This is a genomic window from Lacibacter sp., assembly GCF_057361365.1.
Genome location: NZ_JBMQSG010000015.1, coordinates 207,501 through 230,668, shown reverse-complemented (window position 1 = coordinate 230,668; position 23,168 = coordinate 207,501). Strand labels below are relative to the sequence as shown.

Annotated in this window: 18 protein-coding genes and 1 riboswitch; of the genes, 16 read left to right on the top strand and 2 right to left on the bottom strand. The window is 39.8% G+C overall.

The window, feature by feature from the left end:
- The first annotated feature begins 259 nt into the window (after positions 1 to 259).
- From ACO1QW_RS14785 to ACO1QW_RS14755, 7 genes are all read left to right on the top strand, one after another.
- Positions 260 to 5,296: a translocation/assembly module TamB domain-containing protein gene (locus tag ACO1QW_RS14785; protein ID WP_486259807.1), complete on the top strand. Its 5,037-nt coding sequence runs from the start codon at positions 260 to 262 to the stop codon at positions 5,294 to 5,296.
- The gene (tamL, locus tag ACO1QW_RS14780; protein WP_486259805.1) at positions 5,293 to 7,590 is read left to right on the top strand and encodes a translocation and assembly module lipoprotein TamL; all 2,298 of its coding nucleotides are present in this window, start codon (positions 5,293 to 5,295) and stop codon (positions 7,588 to 7,590) included. Before ACO1QW_RS14785 ends, tamL begins: the two co-directional genes overlap by 4 nt.
- 40 nt (positions 7,591 to 7,630) lie before the next feature.
- Positions 7,631 to 8,212 carry a hypothetical protein gene (locus tag ACO1QW_RS14775; RefSeq protein ID WP_486259804.1) on the top strand — a complete coding sequence of 194 codons (582 nt, stop codon included), beginning with the start codon at positions 7,631 to 7,633 and terminating at the stop codon, positions 8,210 to 8,212.
- Between the two features lie 200 nt (positions 8,213 to 8,412).
- Positions 8,413 to 8,940, top strand: a complete 528-nt coding sequence (locus ACO1QW_RS14770) for a hypothetical protein (protein ID WP_486259802.1) — start codon at positions 8,413 to 8,415, stop codon at positions 8,938 to 8,940.
- A 3-nt stretch (positions 8,941 to 8,943) separates the two neighbouring features.
- Complete coding sequence (locus ACO1QW_RS14765; protein ID WP_486259800.1) at positions 8,944 to 9,075, top strand: hypothetical protein; 132 nt, start codon at positions 8,944 to 8,946, stop codon at positions 9,073 to 9,075.
- 141 nt (positions 9,076 to 9,216) lie between these two features.
- Entirely contained in the window at positions 9,217 to 10,254 is a 1,038-nt protein-coding gene (locus ACO1QW_RS14760) for a ligase-associated DNA damage response exonuclease (RefSeq protein WP_486259798.1), read from the top strand.
- Positions 10,247 to 11,899, top strand: a complete 1,653-nt coding sequence (locus ACO1QW_RS14755; protein WP_486259797.1) for an ATP-dependent DNA ligase — start codon at positions 10,247 to 10,249, stop codon at positions 11,897 to 11,899. Before ACO1QW_RS14760 ends, ACO1QW_RS14755 begins: the two co-directional genes overlap by 8 nt.
- A 55-nt stretch (positions 11,900 to 11,954) precedes the next feature.
- On the opposite strand, the gene ACO1QW_RS14750 is transcribed toward ACO1QW_RS14755, so the two are convergent.
- Positions 11,955 to 12,422, bottom strand: coding sequence for a hypothetical protein (locus ACO1QW_RS14750; protein WP_486259795.1), 468 nt, complete (start codon positions 12,420 to 12,422; stop codon positions 11,955 to 11,957).
- Positions 12,423 to 12,630: 208 nt separating this feature from the next.
- Here ACO1QW_RS14750 and ACO1QW_RS14745 point away from each other — a divergent pair, with 208 nt between their 5' ends.
- The 9 genes from ACO1QW_RS14745 to ACO1QW_RS14705 all read left to right on the top strand — a co-directional run bounded on the left by ACO1QW_RS14745 (position 12,631) and on the right by ACO1QW_RS14705 (position 21,852).
- Positions 12,631 to 13,728, top strand: coding sequence for a D-TA family PLP-dependent enzyme (locus tag ACO1QW_RS14745; RefSeq protein WP_486259793.1), 1,098 nt, complete (start codon positions 12,631 to 12,633; stop codon positions 13,726 to 13,728).
- Positions 13,729 to 13,855: 127 nt separating this feature from the next.
- Entirely contained in the window at positions 13,856 to 15,127 is a 1,272-nt protein-coding gene (locus ACO1QW_RS14740) for an NRAMP family divalent metal transporter (RefSeq protein ID WP_486259791.1), read from the top strand.
- A 119-nt stretch (positions 15,128 to 15,246) separates the two neighbouring features.
- A riboswitch (cobalamin riboswitch) is annotated at positions 15,247 to 15,522 on the top strand.
- Between the two features lie 115 nt (positions 15,523 to 15,637).
- On the top strand, positions 15,638 to 16,609 hold the full coding sequence (locus tag ACO1QW_RS14735) for a ribonucleoside-diphosphate reductase small subunit (RefSeq protein WP_486259790.1): 972 nt from the start codon (positions 15,638 to 15,640) through the stop codon (positions 16,607 to 16,609).
- 69 nt (positions 16,610 to 16,678) lie between these two features.
- On the top strand, positions 16,679 to 17,041 hold the full coding sequence (locus tag ACO1QW_RS14730) for a four helix bundle protein (RefSeq protein WP_486259788.1): 363 nt from the start codon (positions 16,679 to 16,681) through the stop codon (positions 17,039 to 17,041).
- A 31-nt stretch (positions 17,042 to 17,072) separates the two neighbouring features.
- The gene (locus ACO1QW_RS14725; RefSeq protein WP_486259786.1) at positions 17,073 to 19,469 is read left to right on the top strand and encodes a ribonucleoside-diphosphate reductase subunit alpha; all 2,397 of its coding nucleotides are present in this window, start codon (positions 17,073 to 17,075) and stop codon (positions 19,467 to 19,469) included.
- A 127-nt stretch (positions 19,470 to 19,596) separates the two neighbouring features.
- The gene (locus tag ACO1QW_RS14720; RefSeq protein ID WP_486259784.1) at positions 19,597 to 20,037 is read left to right on the top strand and encodes a hypothetical protein; all 441 of its coding nucleotides are present in this window, start codon (positions 19,597 to 19,599) and stop codon (positions 20,035 to 20,037) included.
- 131 nt (positions 20,038 to 20,168) lie between these two features.
- Positions 20,169 to 20,729 carry a restriction endonuclease gene (locus ACO1QW_RS14715; protein ID WP_486259783.1) on the top strand — a complete coding sequence of 187 codons (561 nt, stop codon included), beginning with the start codon at positions 20,169 to 20,171 and terminating at the stop codon, positions 20,727 to 20,729.
- 102 nt (positions 20,730 to 20,831) lie between these two features.
- The gene (locus ACO1QW_RS14710) at positions 20,832 to 21,461 is read left to right on the top strand and encodes a hypothetical protein (protein ID WP_486259781.1); all 630 of its coding nucleotides are present in this window, start codon (positions 20,832 to 20,834) and stop codon (positions 21,459 to 21,461) included.
- 76 nt (positions 21,462 to 21,537) lie between these two features.
- Positions 21,538 to 21,852: a hypothetical protein gene (locus tag ACO1QW_RS14705; protein ID WP_486259779.1), complete on the top strand. Its 315-nt coding sequence runs from the start codon at positions 21,538 to 21,540 to the stop codon at positions 21,850 to 21,852.
- A gap of 76 nt (positions 21,853 to 21,928) precedes the next feature.
- On the opposite strand, the gene ACO1QW_RS14700 is transcribed toward ACO1QW_RS14705, so the two are convergent.
- Entirely contained in the window at positions 21,929 to 23,119 is a 1,191-nt protein-coding gene (locus ACO1QW_RS14700) for an MFS transporter (RefSeq protein WP_486259777.1), read from the bottom strand.
- Positions 23,120 to 23,168: the final 49 nt, after the last annotated feature.

The following is a 23,168-nucleotide window of genomic DNA, read 5'->3' as shown; positions in this document are numbered from 1 at the left end:
ATAGAAAATATTTTAGGCTAAATAAAATTTCTCTTAACGGGAAAATCCCTGAAAGAGATTAACTAAAAATAATGCCAAAGAAAATTAGCGTTGCAACAGCATTGCCAGTAAGAGTTTCACTGACCTTTCATTTTGAGAATAATTACAGGGATTGGGAAAAAATTTCCCCTTTCTAGTTGGTTTAGAAAAAAATGGCAATAAAAATTAAATTAAAACAATAGGCTTGGTATTTGCAATTCCCATTAAACTATCCCCCTTTATGTCTCAAACAGAAACAAAACGATCAGGAAAGTCCCGGGCAGCCCGGATAATTCTGAAATCTATAGTAACGCTATTGCTGCTACTTGTGGCGGCATTTCTGTTTGTACTTACCCCACCGGCTCAACGAATGATCACAACAAAAGTTGAGAACTACCTGGAAAAGAAACTGGCGACAAAAGTTGAAATAGGAAGAATTTCATTTGACCTCGCAGGCAACATGTCGCTTAAAGACGTTTATATTGAAGATCGCCGAAAAGATACCTTGCTAAGCGGGGGAATGATAAAAACCAGTTTAAGCTACTTGAAATTATTGAAGAACCAGGTGCAGGTAAAAAGTCTTGAACTCATTGATATTTCGGGTGCTGTTTACCGTGAGGCCAAAGATTCCGGCTTCAATTTTCAATTTATTCTCGACGCTTTTACCGGAAAAAAAACAAAGACAACCGATTCAACTGCAGTTCTTCTCGCTGACCTTGATAAGATTCGCCTTTCAAATGTAAAAATCAAATACAACGATGCAGTGGCCGGTAGCAATATGTTTATTCATGCCGGTGAGTTAGAAACAGCTTTGCACTCAAAGGATCTGTACAAAAATGATTTTAATATACCGCTTATTGATGGCGAAAATATCCAGGTCATCATCAAACAGTTTAAACCAATTGCAGCACCTGAACCTTTGGCCAAAGACATTGCAGATGCAGCTGAAGTAACTCCGCTGCATCTCGCCTTGGGCAATATCGATCTTAAGAATGTAAACTTCCGTTACGATAATGATGTAGCTGCTATTCACGCTCATTTAGTTGTAGGCAACCTGCAAACAAAACCGGAATTGATCGATATGCAAAATCGGAAGCTCTATTTTTCTGCATTTGATTTTTCTAATTCATCTGTGGTTATTCGCATCGACAAAAAAGAACAAGCAGTAGTACTTGCACAGGAAGTGGAACAGGAAATTGTAGCACAACAACAAGCAGGCTGGGATATACGTGCAGGAAAAATTATTCTCAACAAAAACGGTTTCCAGTTCGACGATAATACCCAGGCACCACAAGGTTACGGAATTGATTTTGCGCATATGCTCACCAACGATCTTACCGTTGGTATTAATGACCTTGTCTTTAACAACGATTCAATTGGCGGAACAATTACCAATGGTTCGTTCACAGAGAAAAGTGGTTTTGTTTTAGAAGAAATAAAAGGAACTCTACTCTATTCAAATAACGAAGCGTATGTTGATAACCTGCTTATAAAAACACCAGGCAGCGAAATAAAGAAAGCTGCATATTTTAAATATGCTTCAAAAGACGACTTCGCAAAACACTTTGAACGAACTGTTATTTCTGCAGATATTGATGAGAGCTATGTAAAGGTGAAAGACATCCTCTACTTTGTACCAGCGTTGCGAAGGGAAAAAGCATTTGCAAACCCTAATGCTACCTGGCGAATTGATCTAAACGGCAGCGGAACACTCGATCGATTACTCGTAAACAATTTTCGTTTCAGCGGATTATCCAATACGCAGATCGATGCAAATGGTACATTAACCGGTCTTACAAATCCAAAACTTGCCGGTGGCAATTTTACCATTCGAAAACTGCACAGCAATCAAACCGACATCAGTTTGTTCACGGGCAAACGTTTGTCAACAGATCAAATCAATATTCCGGAAGAGTTTGATGTTAGTGGTACGCTGTCGGGAAATGCAGGTGCTATTCAAACAAATCTCAACGTCAGTACTTCAGCGGGTGCCGCAACGGTTAACGGACGCTTTAATAATCTTACAGATCCCACACGTTTGAGTTATAACGCAAGGGTTCGCACCAATGCCTTGAATCTTGGTTATCTATTAAAACAACCCCAACAGTTTGGAACAGTAACCGGCAATTTTTATGTAAAAGGTTCGGGCACTACTCCTGAAAATACAAACGCTGTATTCACTGCCGATGTTAATTCTATCGGCATTAATCAATACCGCTATCGAAATATTAAACTCGATGGGTCAATTGCCAATGCCGCCTTTGATGTTATTGCAGATGTAAATGATCCTAATGCAGATGTGAACCTCGCAATAAAGGGCGGATTATCGGCCAATTCAGTTTATCAAATAAACGGAATGGTTGATAGTGTGAAAATGCAGGAACTGAATTTAACCAAAGGGCCGTTGATCGTTCGTGGTAAAGTTGATGGAACCATTGCTAACATAACAGCAAACAATGTAGATGCGGACCTGGTTATCACGAAAGGCTTATTTGTAAGTGGCCCCGACCGGTTGCCGCTTGATAGTATACAAATTAAAACCGGCAGCCGTGATTCAGTAAATTATATTTCCTTAAGAAGTGATATTGCTAATGCAGATATAAGTGGTCAATACCGGTTGAATGAATTAGGGAATATTATTATGGGCAGCATACAACCTTATTTTTCGCTAGGCCCATCTGCCCGTGTAATTCCAAAACCCGGCGCATATAATTTTAAATTTAATCTTGCAGTAAACTACTCGCCTGTTTTTAATTCTTTTATTCCGGGTCTTACTTCGTTTGATAATATTACAGCAGAAGGAAGTTTTGTTACCGGTGCAGGTCTCAATGCAACAGCGCAAATTCCATCGTTGGTTTTCCAGGGAAATGAATTCAGCCAGTTAAATGTAAAAGCAGTTACCGCCGATAGTGGTTTACAAATTAATGCCAGCAGTGCCATGATCAAGAGCGGTAAAACCATGGTACTTTATAATACAAAGGTTGACGGTATTGCTTTGAATAATAATCTTCGCTTTATAGCTTCCACCGATGATCGCAGCGGAAGAACAAAATACCGGCTAGGTGGATTGTTAACATCAAGTCCCGGTGGTAACTACAGCATTAGTCTTAACCAGGATAACCTGTTGTTGAATTATGAAGTTTGGACAGTGGCAGCGGTCAACCGTATAAACTTCAGTAAAGAAAATATTACAGCAAACAATTTTGTGTTGCAAAAAGACAACCAGCAACTGAGTATTAAAAATGCCGACGTAAATGCAGGATCATTAGATGTACGCTTCTCACAATTTCGTTTAGCTACAATTACAGGATTTATCAAAAATGATTCGATACCTGTCGATGGTTTGCTAAATGGAAATCTTGTTGTGAGCAATATCATGCAAATCCCTTCCTTCACGGGTAACCTACAAGTGAATGATCTGAGTATGCAAAAAGATACCATTGGCAATGTAGACATAAAGGTTACAGAAGGACCTAACAATCGTCATAATACAACTGCAACCCTCACCGGCCGTGGCAACGATGTAACAATCACCGGTTATTTTACACCAACAAAAAACGATATTAACGCCGACCTTACAGCAAACATCCGGCAATTGCAATTGGCATCACTGAAAGGAGCCATGGCGCAGGTGTTAACTGATGCATCAGGTGCCATCAGTGGAACAATTAATATTAAAGGCGATCTTACTGATCCGGCTATAACGGGTGATGCATCATTCAACAACGCAAGTTTTGTCCCAACGATACTTGGCACCCGTTTTCGTATTGCCGATCAGAAAGTATCGATTTCAAACAATGCATTGGTCTTCCGAAACTTCACCATGCAGGATTCTGCAGGTAATAATCTTACAGTAACAGGACGAGCGTACACCGACAATTTTATTAATTATGAATTAGCCTTGCAGGTAAGAGCAACCAATTTCCAGGTATTGAACACCGTTAAAGGCCCCGGAAAGATTTATTACGGCAAGCTGACTATAACTACAGATATTATTGTGGAAGGAACCGAAGCTGAACCAAGAGTGGACGGAAGCATTACCGTTAACGACGGAACCAGTTTAACTTTTGTTGTGCCGCAAAAAGATGTGGGCGTTGCTCAACGAAATGGCATTGTGGAATTTGTAGATATGGATGCGCCTGAAAATGATTCGCTGTTTTTGGCGCCTTATGACTCACTTAATAGGAGCGGACTAATTGGTTTTGATGTAGCAGCTACCATTGAAGTGAAAAAAGAGGCCATGTTTAACGTGGTGATTGATGAAGCCAACGGAGATCTGTTGAATGTGCAGGGAGAAGCATTATTAAGTGCAGGCATTGACCCCAGTGGTAAAATAACCTTGACCGGTAATTATGTATTGGACAGAGGTGCTTACGAACTATCATTTAATTTCCTACGTCGTCGTTTCGAAATTCAACCAGGAAGTAATATTGTTTGGCAGGGCGAACCAACAACAGGGCAAATGGATATTAAAGCAATTTATGTAGCCAACACTGCCCCACTCGATCTTGTTTCTTCACAACTCCCTTCTGATGTTAACCGGAATATTTATTTGCAACGACTTCCGTTTGAAGTACACCTTGATCTTACGGGTGAGTTGTTGAAACCCACCATTGCTTTCGACATTAATTTACCCGAGAAAAACTATGGTGTATCAAATGATATTGTTACTGCGGTGCAATCACGTTTAGATGTTATCCGGCAAGATGAAGGCGAGATTAACAAACAAGTATTTTCCTTATTGCTTTTAAATCGTTTTGTTGCAGAAAATCCATTTGAGTCAGAAGGCAATTCGTTTAGCTTTAATTCCTATGCACGTCAAAGTGTAAGCAAGCTACTTACAGAACAATTGAACCAGCTTGCTGCCGGATTAGTGAGTGGTGTTGATATCAACTTCGATGTTGTGTCAATTGATGATTATACAACCGGTAGTCGCCAGGCAAGAACAGATCTGAACGTTGGATTAAGTAAGCGGCTATTGAGTAACCGTTTAAAAATAAGCGTGGGCAGTAACTTCCAGTTAGAAGGTCCGCAAAACACAAATCAACAAGGCAATAATATTGCAGGCAACGTTGCTGTTGATTATCAGCTCAGCCAGGATGGACGTTATATGATACGATTTTACAGGCAGAATGAATACCAGGGTATTGTTGATGGATATATTGTTGAAACAGGTGTGAGCTTTATTTTTTCTGTCGACTACGATCGCTTTATGCAATTATTGCGCAGGAAAAGAACACGAATGCCAAACCCTCCTCAAAACACAAACAGATTATGACAAACCGGTTTTCTTTATTTCTTGTTACAACCTGTTTCATCATTTATTTGATGGCCTGCCGGGGTACACGTCACTTGCCCGACAATGAAAAATTATATATCGGGGCCGATATAACGGTAGAGGGCCCCTCGCTTACATCACGTCAAAAAAAATCACTCAAAAAAAGTTTAGAAGGATTAACAAAGCCCAAAGCAAACAGCAGCATTCTTGGAATGCGTCCCAAACTTTCTATCTACAATATGTTTCGCAATTCAAAAAGAGGATTGTTTAAAAACATACGTGATAAATACGGTGAGCCCCCGGTTTTGGCCAGCCAGTTAGATCTTATTGCCAACACGAAATCATTGGAAAATTATTTAGTGAACAAAGGATGGTTCAAGGGAAAAGTTACCGGCGATACCATTGTAAGAAGAAAAACGGTGAAGGCCGCTTATCGTGCTGCTACAGGTGTGCAATACAAGATCAACCAGGTGCAATTCCCAACCGACAGCAGCGATCTTTCACGCACAATTGCATTAACGGCACCTACTACTTTATTAAAACAAGGTGAGCCATTTGACATAGATGTAATAAAAGCAGAACGGCAACGCATTGATGCATCATTAAAAGAAAAAGGATTTTATTTCTTCAGTCCCGATCATTTGTTGGTTCGTACCGATAGTACCATTGGCAACAACCAGGTGAACATGTTTGTGGTGGTGAAAAATGAAACTCCTGATGTGGCACGGGAGATTTACAAAATTAACAACGTGTACATCTACACCGGTTACAGGTTAAATGCCGATCGTGTGGATACACTCAAAACAATGGGTGAATATTACAAAGGATATTATATTGTTGATCGTCGTAAAAAATACCAGCCATTTCTTTTTGAAGAAACCATGCAGTTTCAACCCGGTGAAATATATAACCGCACGGATCATAACCAAACATTAAACCGGTTGATCAATCTTAATCTTTTCAAATTTGTAAAGAACAGGTTTGAACCAGTGCCCGGTCTTGATACGCCCAGGCTCGATGCGTATTACTATCTCACGCCGCAGCCCAAACAATCGTTAAAGGCTGAAGTTGCACTGATCAGTCGCTCCAATAATCTGAATGGCTCGCAGGTAAACTTCAACTATTTCAATCGAAATATTCGTGGTAATGGATCGCAATTACAATTAACGGGGTATGTTGGCAGCGATGTGCAGTTTAGTGGTGCATTAAAAGGATATAACACGTACCGTGTTGGTGGCGAAATTGCTTACGTGGTGCCACGTTTTTCGATGCCTTTTATCAAGATAAAACATACGGGCCCTTATGCCCCACGCACCAACTTTAAGTTAGGTTATGATATACTTGACCGGCAAAAATTATATACGCTCAACTCCTATCGTCTTGAATATGGTTTTAGCTGGAAGAAAAGTTTACAGAAAGTACAAGAGTTTTTTCCAATTGCTATCACTTATGCAGAGCCATTGAATGTTACTGAAGAATACAAAGTATTGCAGGCAAGCATCCCCGGTTTGGAAAGAGCCATTGAACCGCAGTTTATTTTAGGAAGCCGTTACCAGTTTTTATATAACCAACTTGCCAATAACGTGCAGCCGAAATCAGCCATTTACTTTATGGGTACTGCTGATCTATCGGGTAACATTGCCGGACTTATCACGGGAGCAAATGTGAAGCGTGGCGATACTGTACGGTTTGGCACTGTTCCTTTTGCACAATACTTTCAAATTGGTGCCGATGTAAGACATTACCTGAAAGTTGGTTTGAAATCAACATGGGTAAATCGTGTTGACATTGGTATTGGTATTCCTTATGGCAATTCAACACAGGTGCCGTATGTAAAACAATTCTTTGTTGGTGGAAATAATAGTCTGCGTGGTTTCAGAAGTCGTTCTGTTGGGCCGGGTACTTATTTTCCTGTGAGTGCAACGCAAATTATTCCCGACCAAACAGGTGATATAAAACTGGAATTGAATTCAGAATATCGTCCACATATTACCGGGCCTTTATATGGCGCTCTATTTATTGATGCAGGTAATATATGGCTCGTAAATGATTCAACACGTACGAAAAAACCAGGCTCACAATTCAGTGGTAAATTCTTAAGCCAGATGGCAGTTGATGTGGGTGTAGGTTTGCGTTTAGATATTACCTTGTTTGTGATAAGATTTGATGTAGGCTTTCCTATCCGCAAGCCATGGGTAATACCACCATACGTTATTAACCAGGTAGATTTCAAAGACAGAGATTGGCGCAAACAAAACCTGGTGTTTAACCTGGCGATAGGTTATCCATTTTAGTACTTTTGTTTGCTCAACTACTGGAATAACTAACCTATTTATGCGACATATCATTTTATCGTTTGCCGTTTCATTAATTCTTTTGTCATGTGATCAAAATGAAGCAAAACAAAAAGAACCAGGTTTAAAAGAAAACCAAATTGGCAGCGATACTTCAATAAAATCGGCTGATCCGGTTGACACCACGACACATACAAGTGAACAAAAAGTTCTCGACATTCGGGAAGAGTTCACGAAAATTAACTCGACGAGTTTGACGGCTAAAAAGTATAAATTCTTCTGCGATACAGATGCCACAGCCACCTATTTCACTGACAAAGAAAAAGTAGTTAAGATAGCAATAGACTGGGGATTTATTGGCGATGGATCGTCAACATCGGAATACTATTTTAAAGATGACAAGCTTATTTTTATTTACAACACTACTACAGGTGGATGTGCTAACTGCCCGGTAACAAAAACAGAATACAGAACATATGTACATAATGACCGAACTATAAAGCAAATGGAAAATCAAAAGGTAATTTCCTGTTCTTCTTGCGAATTCAATGAAAATTCAAAAGAGTATAAAGCATTAAAAGCTTATAATACAAACAATGTCAAATCTGCTCTTTGCAATTGACAAAACTTCTTTCTGGCGCAAGTGTTCACTCTTTGCGGATCATTAGTGCCCATTATTCATGCCCATTTATCAAGGTTTGAAAAACTGATAATCATACACATGAATTTTGGTTTTATGGGGAGTGACCTATATTTTAGTGTTACCTGCCATTAACATATATGATCGATAAACCTACCATCAGAAAAATTGTCAAATCGGAAATGAATAGTTTCTTATTTCCATTGAATTATAAAATGCTTGCGGCAAAAGGCGAAATGGTTGCTGAATTTGTAATGGATGATGGCAAGTATTTTTATAATTTCTATTGCTTCACGGAAAAGTACAATGAGTATAAACTTATTTACGGGTTCAGCTTTGGTATTGAGAGCGTGGTTAAAATTTTAAAGCAGATCGATGCACATGTTCCTCTTTCAAGAGCCAAGTACGAGATAAAACCATCCATAACGGGCATTAATTCCGGTCGGTTATTCGATCCTTACGATCCAGGTGGGGGTTATAATTATTTTGACACAGAAAACGGTCTATTGTCTGTGATTGAAGAAATCAAATCTTTTTACAAAGAGGCCTTTGTTCCGTTTTGTGCAAAGTATTCGAGCCTGGAAGAATTGGACAAACTGATGAACACAGCTGATGATTTTTGGATCGACAGTACAGGCAAAATCATTCCGATTTCTTTTTTTCATGTCACCCGACTGGTAATTGCCAGATTAACTAATAATCCCGATTAAGACATGGTGGTTAACAAAAACTTTGAGGCATTGGAAGAACTTTGGAAAAGAGATGGCGGCGTTTATGATCGTTTTGACGAAAAGAAACCTGAAGTATTTGCAGCGAAATATCTGAAGCAACTAAGTTTTGAATAAATCGTCATCTGCGCAGTGGTCCACCTTAATGAATCATTTTTCTTTCTCCTTTTACATCACAGAACATTTTCATCCCAAGAGTTGTTATCTGTAATTACAATCTCTCCACAATTTTAATTGTACGATTGTTGTAGTTAATCAATGATGAACCTCATTCAATTTACCGATAAGGGATTGTTTTGTAAACAGGGCAATTTTTATATTGATCCCTGGAAGCCTGTGGACAAGGCCGTGATAACACATGCCCACAGCGATCATGCACGATTTGGCAGCAAATATTATCTCTGCCATCATCACACAAAAATAATATTACAGCTACGCCTCGGCGATCATCATTACGAAAGTATTGAGTGGGGAGAAACGGTAACGATGGACGGAGTAAAAGTTTCACTTCATCCCGCAGGGCACATCATTGGCTCATCGCAGGTGCGGGTGGAATACAATGGAGAAGTGTGGGTAGTAAGCGGAGATTATAAAACGGAAGACGACGGCATTAGCGGAAAACTGGAAGTGCTGAAATGCAACAGCTTTATTACCGAATCAACATTTGGTTTACCGATCTACAAATGGAAACCTCAGCAGGAAATTTTTGAGAACATGATCAACTGGATCGTTCGCAATAAAGAAAACGGGAAAACAAGCGTGCTGCTGGCCTATAGTCTTGGTAAGGCGCAAAGAGTGTTACAACACATAAAAGATACTACAGAAACTATTTATGCGCATGGTGCCATCTTTAATACACAACAAACGTTGATCGATCATGGATTCAAGCTACCTCCTGTTGTAAGAATAACACCTGAAACGCCAAAGGAACTGTTGAAAGGTGCGGTGGTGATTGCCCCACCCAGTGCAGATGGAACAACATGGATGAAAAAGTTTACACCCTACTCAGTTGGCGTTTGCAGCGGATGGATGCAGGTAAGAGGAAATGCAAGAAGGAGAAATGCAGATGCAGGCTTTGCACTAAGCGATCATGCCGATTGGCAAGGGTTATTACAAACCGTAAAAGCAACAGGAGCAGAAAGAGTTTTTGTAACACATGGCTTCCAGGCAAGCTTCAGTCGTTATTTAAATGAAGAAGGCATTGCAATCGCCGCAGAAGTAAAAACAGAATACGGAACAGAAGATGAAGATGCAGGAAAAGAAGAAGAAAACGAAACACCTAAAAGCCATGAGTGAAAAGCAAATAATAGATGAAGAAAGTGTGGCATTGCAAAGCGATGGTCTTGCTATGTTTGCTGCATTGGTGTTTAAGGTGAGCGGCTCCACAAAAACAAATGATAAGATTGAAGCACTGGCTGAATATTTTACCACTGCAGAAGATAAAGATAAAGTGTGGGTGATCGCTATCTTTTCGGGGAGAAGACCAAGACGTATTGTAAGCACTACCCTGCTTTCAGGTTGGTGTATTGAACTTGCAAAAATTCCATCATGGTTGTTTGTTGAAAGTTACAGCACCGTTGGCGATCTCGCTGAAACAATTGCATTGCTGTTACCCGAAGCTGAAAATAAAACCAGTAAAGGAGAAAGCCTGTCGTATTATTTAGAAAAATTTATCGAGATAGAAAAAGAAGATGAGTCGGTTAAAAAACGATTTATCCTGGAGAGCTGGAAACAAATGAATCATGCAGAGCGATTTGTTTTTAATAAACTCATTACAGGCAGTTTCAGGATTGGTGTTTCGCAAGGTCTTATGGTGAATGCACTTACAAAGATCGTAGCACTTTCTTCATCTGTTATTGCACATCGCATCAGTGGCAACTGGGATCCTTCCACCACTTCGTTTGCAAATATGCTGAATACGGAAGTTGTGGATGTGGATCATTCAAAGCCCTACCCTTTCTACCTCGCCTATGCATTGGAAGATGAGCCGGCAACACTCGGTAATCCTGTTGAATGGCAGGCCGAATGGAAATGGGATGGTATTCGTGGACAAATGATAAAACGTGATAACAAATTATTTGTGTGGAGCCGTGGCGAAGAACTGATGACAGAAAAATTTCCAGAGTATTTTATTTTAAATGATTTGCTGCCTGATGGAATTGTTTTGGATGGAGAGATCATTCCCGCACAGGATGGCAAGCCCTTGCCATTTGCTGTGTTGCAAACGAGGATCGGCAGAAAAAATATTACGAAGAAACAATTGACCGAAGCGCCAATTAGTTTTTTTGTTTATGATCTGCTCGAATATAATTACGAAGACTGGCGGGAAAAGTCGCTGGAAGAAAGACGATCGAAAATGGAAGAGATTGTACAAAACATCAATCACAAAGCAATTCAGCTTTCTCCCATCATAAATTTTTCAACATGGGAAGAGCTTGCAGCGCTCAGGAATAATTCACGTGAAATGAATAGCGAAGGTGTGATGCTCAAAAGAAAAAATTCCATTTACCAGGTAGGAAGAAAAAGAGGCGACTGGTGGAAATGGAAGATAGATGCATTGACAATTGATTGTGTAATGATCTATGCACAAAAGGGAGCAGGACGAAGAAGTAACTTATACACGGCTTATACCTTTGCTGTAAAAGATGGTGATCAATTGGTTCCTTTTACAAGAGCTTATTCAGGATTAACCGACAAAGAATTTGCGGAGGTAGATAATTTTGTAAAAAGAAATTCACTGGAAAAGTTTGGCCCGGTACGAACGGTGAAGCCTGAACTTGTTTTTGAAATTGCGTTTGAAGGCATCGCTGCAAGCAAACGACATAAAAGCGGTGTAGCACTACGCTTCCCGAGAATGAGCCGCTGGCGAAAAGATAAAAAGCCCGATGAGATAAATACGCTTGATGATTTGAAAGCTATCTTGAATATGTATGGGAAGTGATATAATAAAAAAGAGGCGAACATGACGCTCCCCTCTTTCATTTCATCCAATCTATTTACTTACTTGTAACTGAATTTTTATTCCCATGCACAATACCTGCCAGCAAACGACCTTGTGGTGTTTCTTTTGAACTGTAATAAAGGTAGATAGTACCGTTACCCAATTTCTCCTGGGAATCGAGAATTTCTTTTACAGGCACAGTAACAGAAAAATCTTTTCCCTCGCTATTATCAAACTGCCAGCGCTTCACTGTTTTTTGATCGGAGTTTTTTAGTTCAAGAATACGGCTTTTGCCCGCCATACCACAATGATAATATTTCACTTTCATTTCGCTTTTGCTATTGGCTGCTGTCAGCTGAATATTCTTGAGCTCTTTCATCTCCTGGTTAAACTGTTGCAGTATTAGTTTATCATCAACATAGATCTGGAAACCTTCACCGCCGGCTGCGGGTTTCACGAATGAATAAATAAATGAACTGGATGCAACCATGAACACAACTGCTAAAAAATGTTTTGCTTTCATAACTATTCAATTTAAAAAATGAGGTAGATAAATGACAGTACAAAACTGGGAAAGCTTTTGGCCCTGTTCTAATTTGTTTGACCAAACGCTTCTGTTACTTGATGTAATGTAATGGTAGCACACTCCTGCCCCGCAGCGGAGTTTTATCTATGGCCTGTTTGGCTGATTTCCAGCAATCAAGTAGTTTTAAACGACTCAATTCTTTTATATGCATTGGTACGAGATAAACAATATCAACACAATCGATTCACCAGCCTTGGTGCTTTATAAAGAACGTATACAGCAAAACATTGCGCATGCAGTGAACATGATTAAAGATGTGAATTTGCTACGGCCGCATGTGAAAACCAACAAGACCTCGGAAGTATGTGCAATGATGATGAAAGCTGGTATCAGCAAATTCAAATGTGCTACCATTGCCGAGGCTGAAATGCTGGCCATGCTACATGCAAAAGATGTGCTGCTGGCCTATCAACCTGTTGGGCCCAAAGCAGAACGTTTATTAATATTAACACAGCAATATCCACAAACAATATTCAGCTGTTTAACCGATAATATTACTACGGCAACTGCTTTGTCTCAACTTTTTACAGCCGATAACAAAACCATCAATGTATTTATTGATCTAAATACTGGTATGAACCGAAGTGGTATTAAACCTGCTGATGCATTTACATTAGCTGAACAATTGCTCGACCTGCCCGGCATTCAGTTCAAAGGCTTGCACGCATACGATGGACATTTAAGAGATACTGATCCTGTTCAACGTCAGCAAAAGAGCAATACAGCTTTTGATGAAGTGCTTGTGCTTGCAAATAAAATTGAAACAGATCTGAAACAACCTGTTACCATTGTTGCCGGTGGCTCACCTACTTTTCCAACACATCTCAAACGAAATGTTGAATGCAGTCCCGGCACATTTGTTTATTGGGATTGGGGATACAAACACCAGGTACCCGATGAGCCTTTTGAATATGCTGCGCTCGTGATTACAAGAGTGATCTCCATTGTTGATGAACAAACCATCACCACCGATCTTGGGCATAAATCTGTAGCCGCAGAAAATCCATTTCCACGTGTTCATTTTTTAAATACCCCCGATGCAACACCCTTTTCACAAAGTGAAGAACACTTAGTGTTAAAAGTTGCCGACAGCAAAGCATTTCAAGTAGGTAATGTGTTGTACGGAGTACCTGTTCATATTTGTCCAACTGTTGCATTGTATGAAAAAGCAGTGGTGGTTGAAAACAATGAAGCAATCGCCACCTGGAAAGTTGTTGCAAGAGACAGGTCAATAAAATTGTAAGATCCAGTTCAGGTAAACTGTTCCCTCCTTTTATTCCAATAACAATAAGGAATTTACATGAATAAGATCAGTTACAGCTACATGTTCTTGTTGTACCTTATGCCATATACCCGCAACTTTTACCCGCATGAAGCATAAAACCGGCTCTTCAAACAAACTGATAAAATTCTGGAAAAAACTTGGCCCCGGTTTAGTTACCGGTGCAAGTGATGATGATCCTTCGGGCATTGCAACTTATTCGCAGGCAGGTGCAGCTTATGGTTTATCCACACTATGGACTTCCATTGTTGCATTTCCGCTGATGGCTATCATTCAGCAAATGTGTGCACGCATCGGCGTAGTTACATCGCAGGGTTTAACTGGCACCTTAAAAAAACACTATCCAAAGCCGGTGCTTTATCTTATGCTGTTGTTCAGCTTCCCTGCTATTGTAATGAATATTGGTGCTGATATTGCGGGCATGGGTGCTGTGGGCAACCTGTTGTTTCCTGTTATTGATGCCACGTATTTTAGTGTGCTGTTTACAGTGATATTGCTCGGACTTATCATTTACCTGCCTTATAAAAAAATTGCGGCTGTGTTAAAATATCTCTGCATTGTAATGCTGGTGTATTTTATTGTTCCGTTTTTATACAGGCAGGATATCGGTGAAATTTTTAAAGCCACTTTTATTCCCGTCATTAAATTCGATAAAGATTTTATTGCACTGCTTGTTGGCATTCTCGGTACAACTATTTCGCCTTATTTATTTTTCTGGCAGGCTTCGGTTGAAGTGGAAGAAATGAATCACAAACGCAAACATTTAGTTGTTGATAAAAAACTCGTGCATAGCATCAATAAAGATGTTGATACGGGCATGACGTTTTCAGGACTTGTGATGTATTTCATTATCCTTACCACCGGCACTGTTTTGTTTAAAGAAGGTGTTCACCAGATCGATACGGTTGAACAAGCCGCCAGTGCATTAAAACCACTCGCCGGAAATTTAGCCTACCTGCTTTTTTCCATTGGTGTTATCGGTACGGGTCTTATCGCTATACCTGTATTAAGTGGTTCTATTTCCTACATCATCACCGAAACATTTGGCTGGACGGAAGGGCTCGATAAAAAATTTCATGAAGCAAAAGCCTTTTATGTCATCATCGCTATTTCACTTATACTTGGTTTATCGCTTAATTATATTGGCATATCACCGATAAAAGCACTTATTTACACCGCCATCCTTTACGGCATTACCGCTCCTGTGCTCATTGCCATTATCCTGCATATTTCCAACAATAAAAAAATTATGGGCGACAATGTAAACACCCGTTCAGAAAATATCCTGGGCTTCGCTGCATTTGCAATTATGACCGCCTGTGCAGGTGCGTTATTGTACCTGCAGTTTTTTACGGCTTAAGTTCCACAATACAAAATTAATTTCTTGTTTTAGCATACCTGTAAGAAAGCTATTCACAATTTTCTTTTTTTTCAACACCACGTGAATAACAAGTTCTGTTCATTCAGGTGAATGGGGTTTATTTTACAGTCCGTTTCGGTTGACAATATGCTTTTCAGCACATTGCATTAAAAGGGAATCAGGTGTAAATCCTGAGCTATCCCCGTAGCTGTGAGTTCTTTTTGTGAATGGTCAATAGTCAATGGTGCATGTTTCCTTTTTGGTAACATTATTCACCGTTCATAATTCACCACTCACCTGCCAGCTTCCACAAAACCACTGTTCCGCCTGAAGCGGAATGGGAAGGTGCTCAGCAGAGAACAAGTCAGAAGACCTGCCGGAGGAAATAAATTTTAAGTCACAAAGCTTTCGGGTAGAAAAGCATTTGTACTGATCGTATTCGCCACTTCAAATGTGGCCTGTCCTGTCAGCACTATACTTGTCTCCCGAAGTCAAAACGTAAATAAGCACATGAACCACGAAGAAGAAATCCTGTTAAAGGAAAACAAAGACCGTTTTGTTATTCTGCCAATCAACTATCCTGAAATATGGAAACATTATAAGCAGCACGAAGCAAGTTTCTGGACTGCGGAAGAAATTGATTTAAGCGGCGACCTGAAAGATTGGGAAAACCTCAACGACGGTGAACGTCATTTCATTTCGCATGTACTCGCTTTTTTTGCAGCAAGCGATGGTATCGTAAATGAAAATCTTGCGGTGAACTTTATGAGCGAAGTGCAGTTGCCCGAAGCAAGATGTTTTTATGGTTTCCAGATCATGATGGAAAACATCCACAGCGAAACGTATGCGCTGTTGATCGATACCTATATTAAAGACCCTCAGGAAAAATATAAACTCTTTCACGCTATTGATACTGTACCAGCTGTTAAGAAAAAAGCAGAATGGGCTTTGCGTTGGATCGAGAACGGAAGTTTTGCTGAACGCCTTGTTGCATTTGCAGCAGTGGAAGGAATTTTCTTCAGCGGAAGTTTCTGTTCTATTTTCTGGATGAAGAAACGTGGGTTGATGCCCGGTTTAACCTTCAGCAATGAACTCATCAGCCGTGATGAAGGTTTGCATTGCGAATTTGCGTGCTTACTCTACAGCATGTTGAAAAATAAACTCAGCGAAGAACAAGTACGCACCATCATTACCGATGCAGTAACTATCGAAAAAGAATTTATCACCGAAGCATTGCCTGTTGCATTGATTGGTATGAACGCAAAACTGATGCAGCAATACATCGAGTTTGTTGCCGACCGTTGGTTAACAGAACTAGGTTGTGCGAAAGTGTACAACGCTACCAATCCATTCGACTTTATGGAAATGATCTCCCTGCAAGGAAAAACAAACTTCTTTGAAAAGCGTGTAGGCGATTACCAGAAAGCAGGTGTGATGGGCGGTGGCGAAACGCAGGTGTTTTCAACAGAAGAAGATTTTTAGGATTTCGGATTTGTGATGTAGGATTTATGATATGTCGCAAATCCGAGCTAACAATTAAAGAATAGCACTATGACAAAGGAAGAGTTGAAAATCAGGACCAAACAATTTCATGTTGAAATAATAAGGATCTGCGACCAACTTCCTAAAACGACAGCGGGATTTGAATTGGCAAAACAGCTCATCCGATCAGGAGGTTCTGTAGGTGCAAATTACCGGGCCGCATGCAGAGCAAAGTCAACGGCTGATTTTATTTATAAACTGGAAATAGTAATAGAAGAAGCAGACGAGAGTATGTATTGGTTAGAAGTAATAACGGAAGCGAAATTAATTGCTGCGAATATTACGGAGCCCTTACTCAAAGAAGCAAACGAACTGGTGAGCATTTTTGTTGCTACGGTAAAAACAGTAAAGACGAACAATCAAAAATCATAATTCATACATCACAAATCATACATCCCCCATTATGTTTGTAGTAAAACGGAACGGCAAAACAGAATCGGTAAAATTCGATAAGGTTACAGCAAGGATTGAGAAGCTGAGTTACAGCCTTAGCTCCATGGTGAACCCTATTGACGTTGCCAAAAAAACAATTGAAGGTATTTACGAAGGTGTGGCTACAACCGACCTCGATAACCTCGCAGCAGAAACAGCTGCATCACTCACCATCACACATCCTGATTATGCAATTCTTGCTTCACGCATTGCGGTGAGCAACCTGCATAAGAACACGATCAAGAGTTTTTCACAAACCATGAAAAACCTTTACAACTATGTTGATAAAGCAACCGGTAAAAAATTACCGTTGATTGCTGAAGATGTGATGCGCATTATTGAAGAGAATGCTGAGTTGCTCGACAGCACCATCATTTACGATCGTGATTTTGCATTTGATTATTTCGGTTTTAAAACACTGGAAAAATCATACCTCTTAAAAATCGATGGAAAAATTGCTGAGCGTCCGCAACACATGTACATGCGTGTGGCAGTGGGTATTCACAAAGAAGATATTGAAAGCGTGATCAAAACCTATCACTTAATGAGTGAACGTTGGATGACGCATGCTACTCCTACTCTCTTTAATGCTGGTACACCAAAACCACAAATGAGTTCTTGCTTTCTTTTGACCATGAAAGAAGACAGCATTGATGGTATTTACGATACACTGAAACAAACGGCAAAAATTTCGCAGAGTGCAGGTGGTATTGGTTTGGCTATTCATAATATCCGTGCAACAGGTAGCTATATCGGTGGTACCAATGGTACAAGTAACGGTATCATTCCCATGCTGAAAGTATTTAACGATACTGCACGTTATGTTGACCAGGGCGGTGGCAAACGCAAAGGCGCATTTGCTATTTATCTCGAACCATGGCATGCAGATGTATTCGAATTCCTTGATCTGCGTAAGAATCATGGTAAAGAAGAAATGCGTGCAAGAGATCTGTTCTTTGCATTGTGGATCTGCGATCTGTTTATGAAACGTGTGGAAGCAAATGGCGAATGGAGTTTGTTTTGTCCCAACGAAGCACCGGGCTTAAGTGAAAGCTGGGGCGAAGAATTTGAAAAGCTTTATAACAAATACGAAGCTGAAGGCAAAGCAAGAAAAACAATCAAGGCGCAGGATCTTTGGTTCGCCATTCTGCAATCGCAGATTGAAACTGGTACACCGTACATGTTATATAAAGATGCTGCCAACAGCAAATCAAATCAGCAGAATCTTGGTACCATCAAAAGTTCCAACCTGTGTACAGAGATCATGGAATATACAAGTCCTGATGAAGTGGCTGTATGTAACCTTGCATCATTGGCGCTTCCACGTTTTGTGATCGATGGAAAATTTGATCATGAAAAATTGTACGAGGTAACTTATCAAACAACAAAGAACCTCAACAAGATCATTGATTATAACTACTACCCTGTTGAAGAAGCAAGAAACTCCAACATGCGTCACCGTCCTATTGGTTTAGGTGTGCAGGGTTTGGCCGATGTGTTCATCTTATTGCGTTTGCCGTTTGAAAGCGACCTCGCAAAAATGCTGAACAAAAATATTTTCGAAACCATCTACTTCGCTGCAATGACAGCAAGTAAAGACCTGGCGAAAGAACAAGGTGCTTATGAAACCTTTGCAGGCTCGCCGGTATCGAAAGGTATTTTCCAATTTGATATGTGGGGCGTAACACCAACCGACCGTTGGGATTGGGCTACACTGAAAGAAGAAGTAAAACAATTTGGCGTACGTAACTCGTTACTGCTGGCACCAATGCCTACTGCTTCTACTTCGCAGATCTTTGGCAACAACGAATGTTTTGAACCATACACGTCAAACATTTATACACGCCGTGTATTAAGTGGTGAGTTTATTATCGTGAATAAACATTTGCTGAAAGACCTGGTGAGCCTTGGCTTGTGGAACAACAACATGAAGAACAAGATCATTGCAGCGAATGGTTCGATCCAGAACATTGATGAAATACCTGCTGATATTAAAGAACTGTACAAAACAGTTTGGGAAATCAAGCAACGCAACATCATTGATATGGCTGCAGATCGTGGAGCTTACATCTGTCAATCGCAATCGTTGAATCTGTTTGTTGATAATCCAACTGCATCTAAACTTACCTCCATGCATTTCCACGCATGGAAGAAAGGTTTGAAGACAGGCATGTATTACCTGCGCACACAGGCAGCAACACAGGCGGTGCAGTTTACCGTAGAGAAACAAGCGAGTGCTGATATCAGCCCGGTGATTCCTTCAACCGAAAAAACAAACAACGTACAAACCACAACCGACATTGAACCTACACAGGTTGATGGCCCAACCTGCAGCATGCAGGACGGTTGTATCAGCTGCGGTTCGTAATTGAATACATGTTGAAATAGAAATCCCTTTGTTATGAAGCAAGGGGATTTTTTTGTTTTGAAACCTTTGAGAAGTTTGGATTTATCGTATGTGGCGCATATTTTAGTGAGCACAAATGAGATTTCCTATGGGACTATTTTCAAACTTATTCAAATCAAAGCCGAAAGTTACTTTTGATAGTCCACTCGGATTATTTACCCTCGTTTATAGCAAGGGGAACAGAAATACATGGAACAACAAAAGTGGTGAAATACTATTGTCAGTTCGGGGGACGGCGACTCAGCCTGATGCAGATCAATTAAAATTTTTAGAAGAGTGGCAAACAGGACTTCTTAAGTTGGATGATAGAATAACCAAACGGTTTGTTACGGAGTTTAAAGAAGCTGGCTTGCTTATAGATTTCATTCAGTGGAGCGACAAGTTCAAAATTGTAGCCATAGAGACAATTCTAATATTTGAGCAGAAAGCGTACTGGAACATAACATTTGAAGAATTGAAAGAACCATTTGCACATTTTACTTTATTCATCGAGGGTGAAAAGCTGACAGATTTTTCGATTGACACTTAGTCAGTCAGCAAATTTCCTTGACTTTCTTATCAGATGGTGACCCAACGAACCTAAATAAACTTTATCAACTACGCTTTGGTGAAAGACACCAACGAGTGAAAAAATACAAAAGCCAAACCAAAACTTAGGAAATGCCTTCGATACCAGATAACATCAAAGCAAATATTTCTCCTGCAGAATTCGAGTTACTTGTTAAAGATTATTTAGAAGGTGCAGGTAAAAATCTAAAAGACTTCAAAGCCGAGCATGACATTCATCTACTTAAAAGCGATGGAGACTATCAAATTGATATATATGCTGAATTTGAGGTACTAGGAGTTTCTATTAAAGTTTTAGTCGAATGCAAAAGGCATAAAAATGATATTAAACGTGATGTTGTTCAGTTACTTTATGACAAATTAAGAGCAACAGGAACACACAAAGGGATGATTTTTTCTACAAGCGGATTTCAATCAGGAGCTTACAAGTTCGCCGAAGAACACGGAATAGCATTGATAAAAGTTATCGAAGGCCGATACACTTACGTTACAAAATCGCAGGGGGAACAAACATACGATCCTCCTCCTTGGGCAGATATACCAAAATACGTTGGACAATATACAAGAGGAACTATGACTACATTTTTACAAAAGGATTATTTTGAAACGTTAGGAGAGTTTCTTTTTGGAAATACTGATCAAGAAAGCAAATAATGTTATGCCAAAACTTGTTTTCTTTTCCTAGCGGTCGGTGTTTCCAACCTAAATAAATAACAAACTAAAGATTGGTGTCGGCACCGATAAAAAAAAGTCTTTATGGGGATATTCAATTTTTTCAAAAAGGAAAGTGCCAATTCGGACAAGAATCCGGAGCCGGAGCTATCTGTTAAGCTACAAGGTCCAAAATATCTGCGTGAACATTTAACTACGGTTACTTCAGATATTGTGGGCAACTTTAAAATAAACTATCCCAACATTCAATGGATTGGTCAACTGATATCATCAACGAAAAATCGTTTATTCCAGATCAAATACTATGGAACTTTAATGAATGATGAAACCATTATTGATTCCGAAAAAGATCTCTTACGAATCATAATCGAGGACACAGCTAGCGGTGAAGAAATATTGCTCTTTGACAAAATGTTTCATGGGTGGGATGCCTTTATATGCAATACTTACGCAGATCAAAAAAATATTCGTCGAGAGTCGCCCAACTTATATAAACCGAAGAACAAATTCCAAATAGTCGTTTTGGCCTTTTATAACGAAAGCACAAAACAAGAATTGATTGAGTCATCAACAACTATTGGAACAATTGAACTGGAAAACGGCTTAACATTAAACTTGCAAGATGCCTTTGATGATGCCTTTGATGCTATCCTTATTTACGCAATTGACGAACAAGGAAATAAATTTCAAATAGTCAATGAAGAATTGGCCTAGAAATTCTGCCTTCTCTTCTCGGCTGGAGGAAACAAGCCACTTTTGTTATTTTGATCCACAGTTTATTTTTACATGTATGAGTCAAGAGAGACTAATATCAAGAATCGCTGATCTTTGGGAAGAAGGAATAAAAGAAGACGTATTAATTATTGAAAAGATTCAACATGAATTTCAACTTTCAAGGAATGATGCAGAGTGGATCCTTGAACTAACTCAAGCTGGATTTCTGCGAGCGGGCTTAATAATTTCGAAAGTAAATTACCCTACCAGTAATTTAAACAACAATCTCATTGTCAAAACAGCAACAAAAATTGCCTTAGAAAGACTTGGTAAATCAGACTTATACAACGAGCCGAATAATCGGTATAGATGGTGGAAATTCTGGAAATGATTATGTAACGCTTTTAGGCTCGTGTCTCTGCTTGTGCAGGTAAATCACTTAATACCCATCAATCATTTCTCTATTATCACTTCCGTTCGCTAAAGACTAAGATCATTCCAACAACACTCACCATTAATGCGGCAACAGCTAAAGGCAGCACATTTGCAATCATGAAGTGATTGATCACTGTTCCAATTAAAGAACCAACAAAGAAAAACAACGTACCATATACCGAAGCTGCAATTCCTGCTTTGCTTCCCATGGGTTCCAGTGCCAATGCACTGCTGTTGGGATCGGCTGCAACGGTAAACGCCATCAACAAACCAATACACACAACAAAATACCAAAGCGGAAGTGGATTATCGATAATGTAATGCAATGCTACAAACAGCACTGATACCAGCAAGTAAGCAGTTAAAAAGAAACGCAACACTTTTTTTGCTCCAAAGCGTTTGGTAAAATAAGAATTGCTTAATGCGAACACGGCCATCACTGCACCAATTGTTCCGAATATCCAGGGAAACATGGAAGGTTGCATGTACAACTCTCCTATGATCCGTTCAGAACTTGATACATAAGCAGTAAGTATAGAAAAGATAATGGTGGCGGTAACGCAATACCGCATAAAAAGCCGGTTGGTGAGTACATACCATAACTGCGGCATGCTCTTGATAAATCCTGTTTTCAAACGTGCTTCTGCAGAATGTGTTTCTGCTAAACGGAACGACCATAAAAAAACAGGAATGGCAAACAAGGGCGGAATAAGAAATACAACCTGCCACGATGCGTGAAGCAACACAAATGATCCCAATGCAGGTGCTATTACAGGTGTAAGCAACATGATCGTTAATACAAAACTCATCACTCTCGCCATTTCACTACCGGCATATTGATCACGAACAGAAGCAATGGCTGTCATTAATACTGCTGCTGCGCCCATACCACTAAAAAATCGAAGCAAAAGCATGATGCTGAGAGCGGGTGCAAACACAGTTGCTATTCCGCAAACAATATAAATCACAAAGCCAAGGCGCAAAATGGGCAACCGGCCATACCTGTCGGTTAAATAACCAAAGAACAATTGTGTGATCTGTCCCATGAAAAAGTAAGAGATCAGGTTTGCAGTTGCCGGACTGTTATCGGGCAAACCGAAATGCTGACGGATAGCTCCTAAGGCCGGCAGCATGATATCAATACCGAGTGCAGTGAGTATCATTGAACAGGAAGTGAACACAATCACTTCTTTTGTAGAGACAACGCTTCGCTTTTTTTGCATGAATAAAATTGGGCTGCAAGCTAATGAATCGAAAGAATATTTTCTTCGA

Coding starts and splice junctions, on each gene's coding strand:
- ACO1QW_RS14740 (WP_486259791.1), top strand. CDS start 13,856: ATGAAGCATAAAACCGGCTCTTCAAACAAACTGATAAAATTCTGGAAA.
- ACO1QW_RS14710 (WP_486259781.1), top strand. CDS start 20,832: ATGGGGATATTCAATTTTTTCAAAAAGGAAAGTGCCAATTCGGACAAG.
- ACO1QW_RS14745 (WP_486259793.1), top strand. CDS start 12,631: ATGCATTGGTACGAGATAAACAATATCAACACAATCGATTCACCAGCC.
- ACO1QW_RS14705 (WP_486259779.1), top strand. CDS start 21,538: ATGAGTCAAGAGAGACTAATATCAAGAATCGCTGATCTTTGGGAAGAA.
- ACO1QW_RS14735 (WP_486259790.1), top strand. CDS start 15,638: ATGAACCACGAAGAAGAAATCCTGTTAAAGGAAAACAAAGACCGTTTT.
- ACO1QW_RS14760 (WP_486259798.1), top strand. CDS start 9,217: ATGATGAACCTCATTCAATTTACCGATAAGGGATTGTTTTGTAAACAG.
- ACO1QW_RS14725 (WP_486259786.1), top strand. CDS start 17,073: ATGTTTGTAGTAAAACGGAACGGCAAAACAGAATCGGTAAAATTCGAT.
- ACO1QW_RS14770 (WP_486259802.1), top strand. CDS start 8,413: ATGAATAGTTTCTTATTTCCATTGAATTATAAAATGCTTGCGGCAAAA.
- ACO1QW_RS14775 (WP_486259804.1), top strand. CDS start 7,631: ATGCGACATATCATTTTATCGTTTGCCGTTTCATTAATTCTTTTGTCA.
- ACO1QW_RS14700 (WP_486259777.1), bottom strand. CDS start 23,119: ATGCAAAAAAAGCGAAGCGTTGTCTCTACAAAAGAAGTGATTGTGTTC.
- ACO1QW_RS14750 (WP_486259795.1), bottom strand. CDS start 12,422: ATGAAAGCAAAACATTTTTTAGCAGTTGTGTTCATGGTTGCATCCAGT.
- ACO1QW_RS14765 (WP_486259800.1), top strand. CDS start 8,944: ATGGTGGTTAACAAAAACTTTGAGGCATTGGAAGAACTTTGGAAAAGA.
- tamL (WP_486259805.1), top strand. CDS start 5,293: ATGACAAACCGGTTTTCTTTATTTCTTGTTACAACCTGTTTCATCATT.
- ACO1QW_RS14715 (WP_486259783.1), top strand. CDS start 20,169: ATGCCTTCGATACCAGATAACATCAAAGCAAATATTTCTCCTGCAGAA.
- ACO1QW_RS14755 (WP_486259797.1), top strand. CDS start 10,247: ATGAGTGAAAAGCAAATAATAGATGAAGAAAGTGTGGCATTGCAAAGC.
- ACO1QW_RS14720 (WP_486259784.1), top strand. CDS start 19,597: ATGGGACTATTTTCAAACTTATTCAAATCAAAGCCGAAAGTTACTTTT.
- ACO1QW_RS14785 (WP_486259807.1), top strand. CDS start 260: ATGTCTCAAACAGAAACAAAACGATCAGGAAAGTCCCGGGCAGCCCGG.
- ACO1QW_RS14730 (WP_486259788.1), top strand. CDS start 16,679: ATGACAAAGGAAGAGTTGAAAATCAGGACCAAACAATTTCATGTTGAA.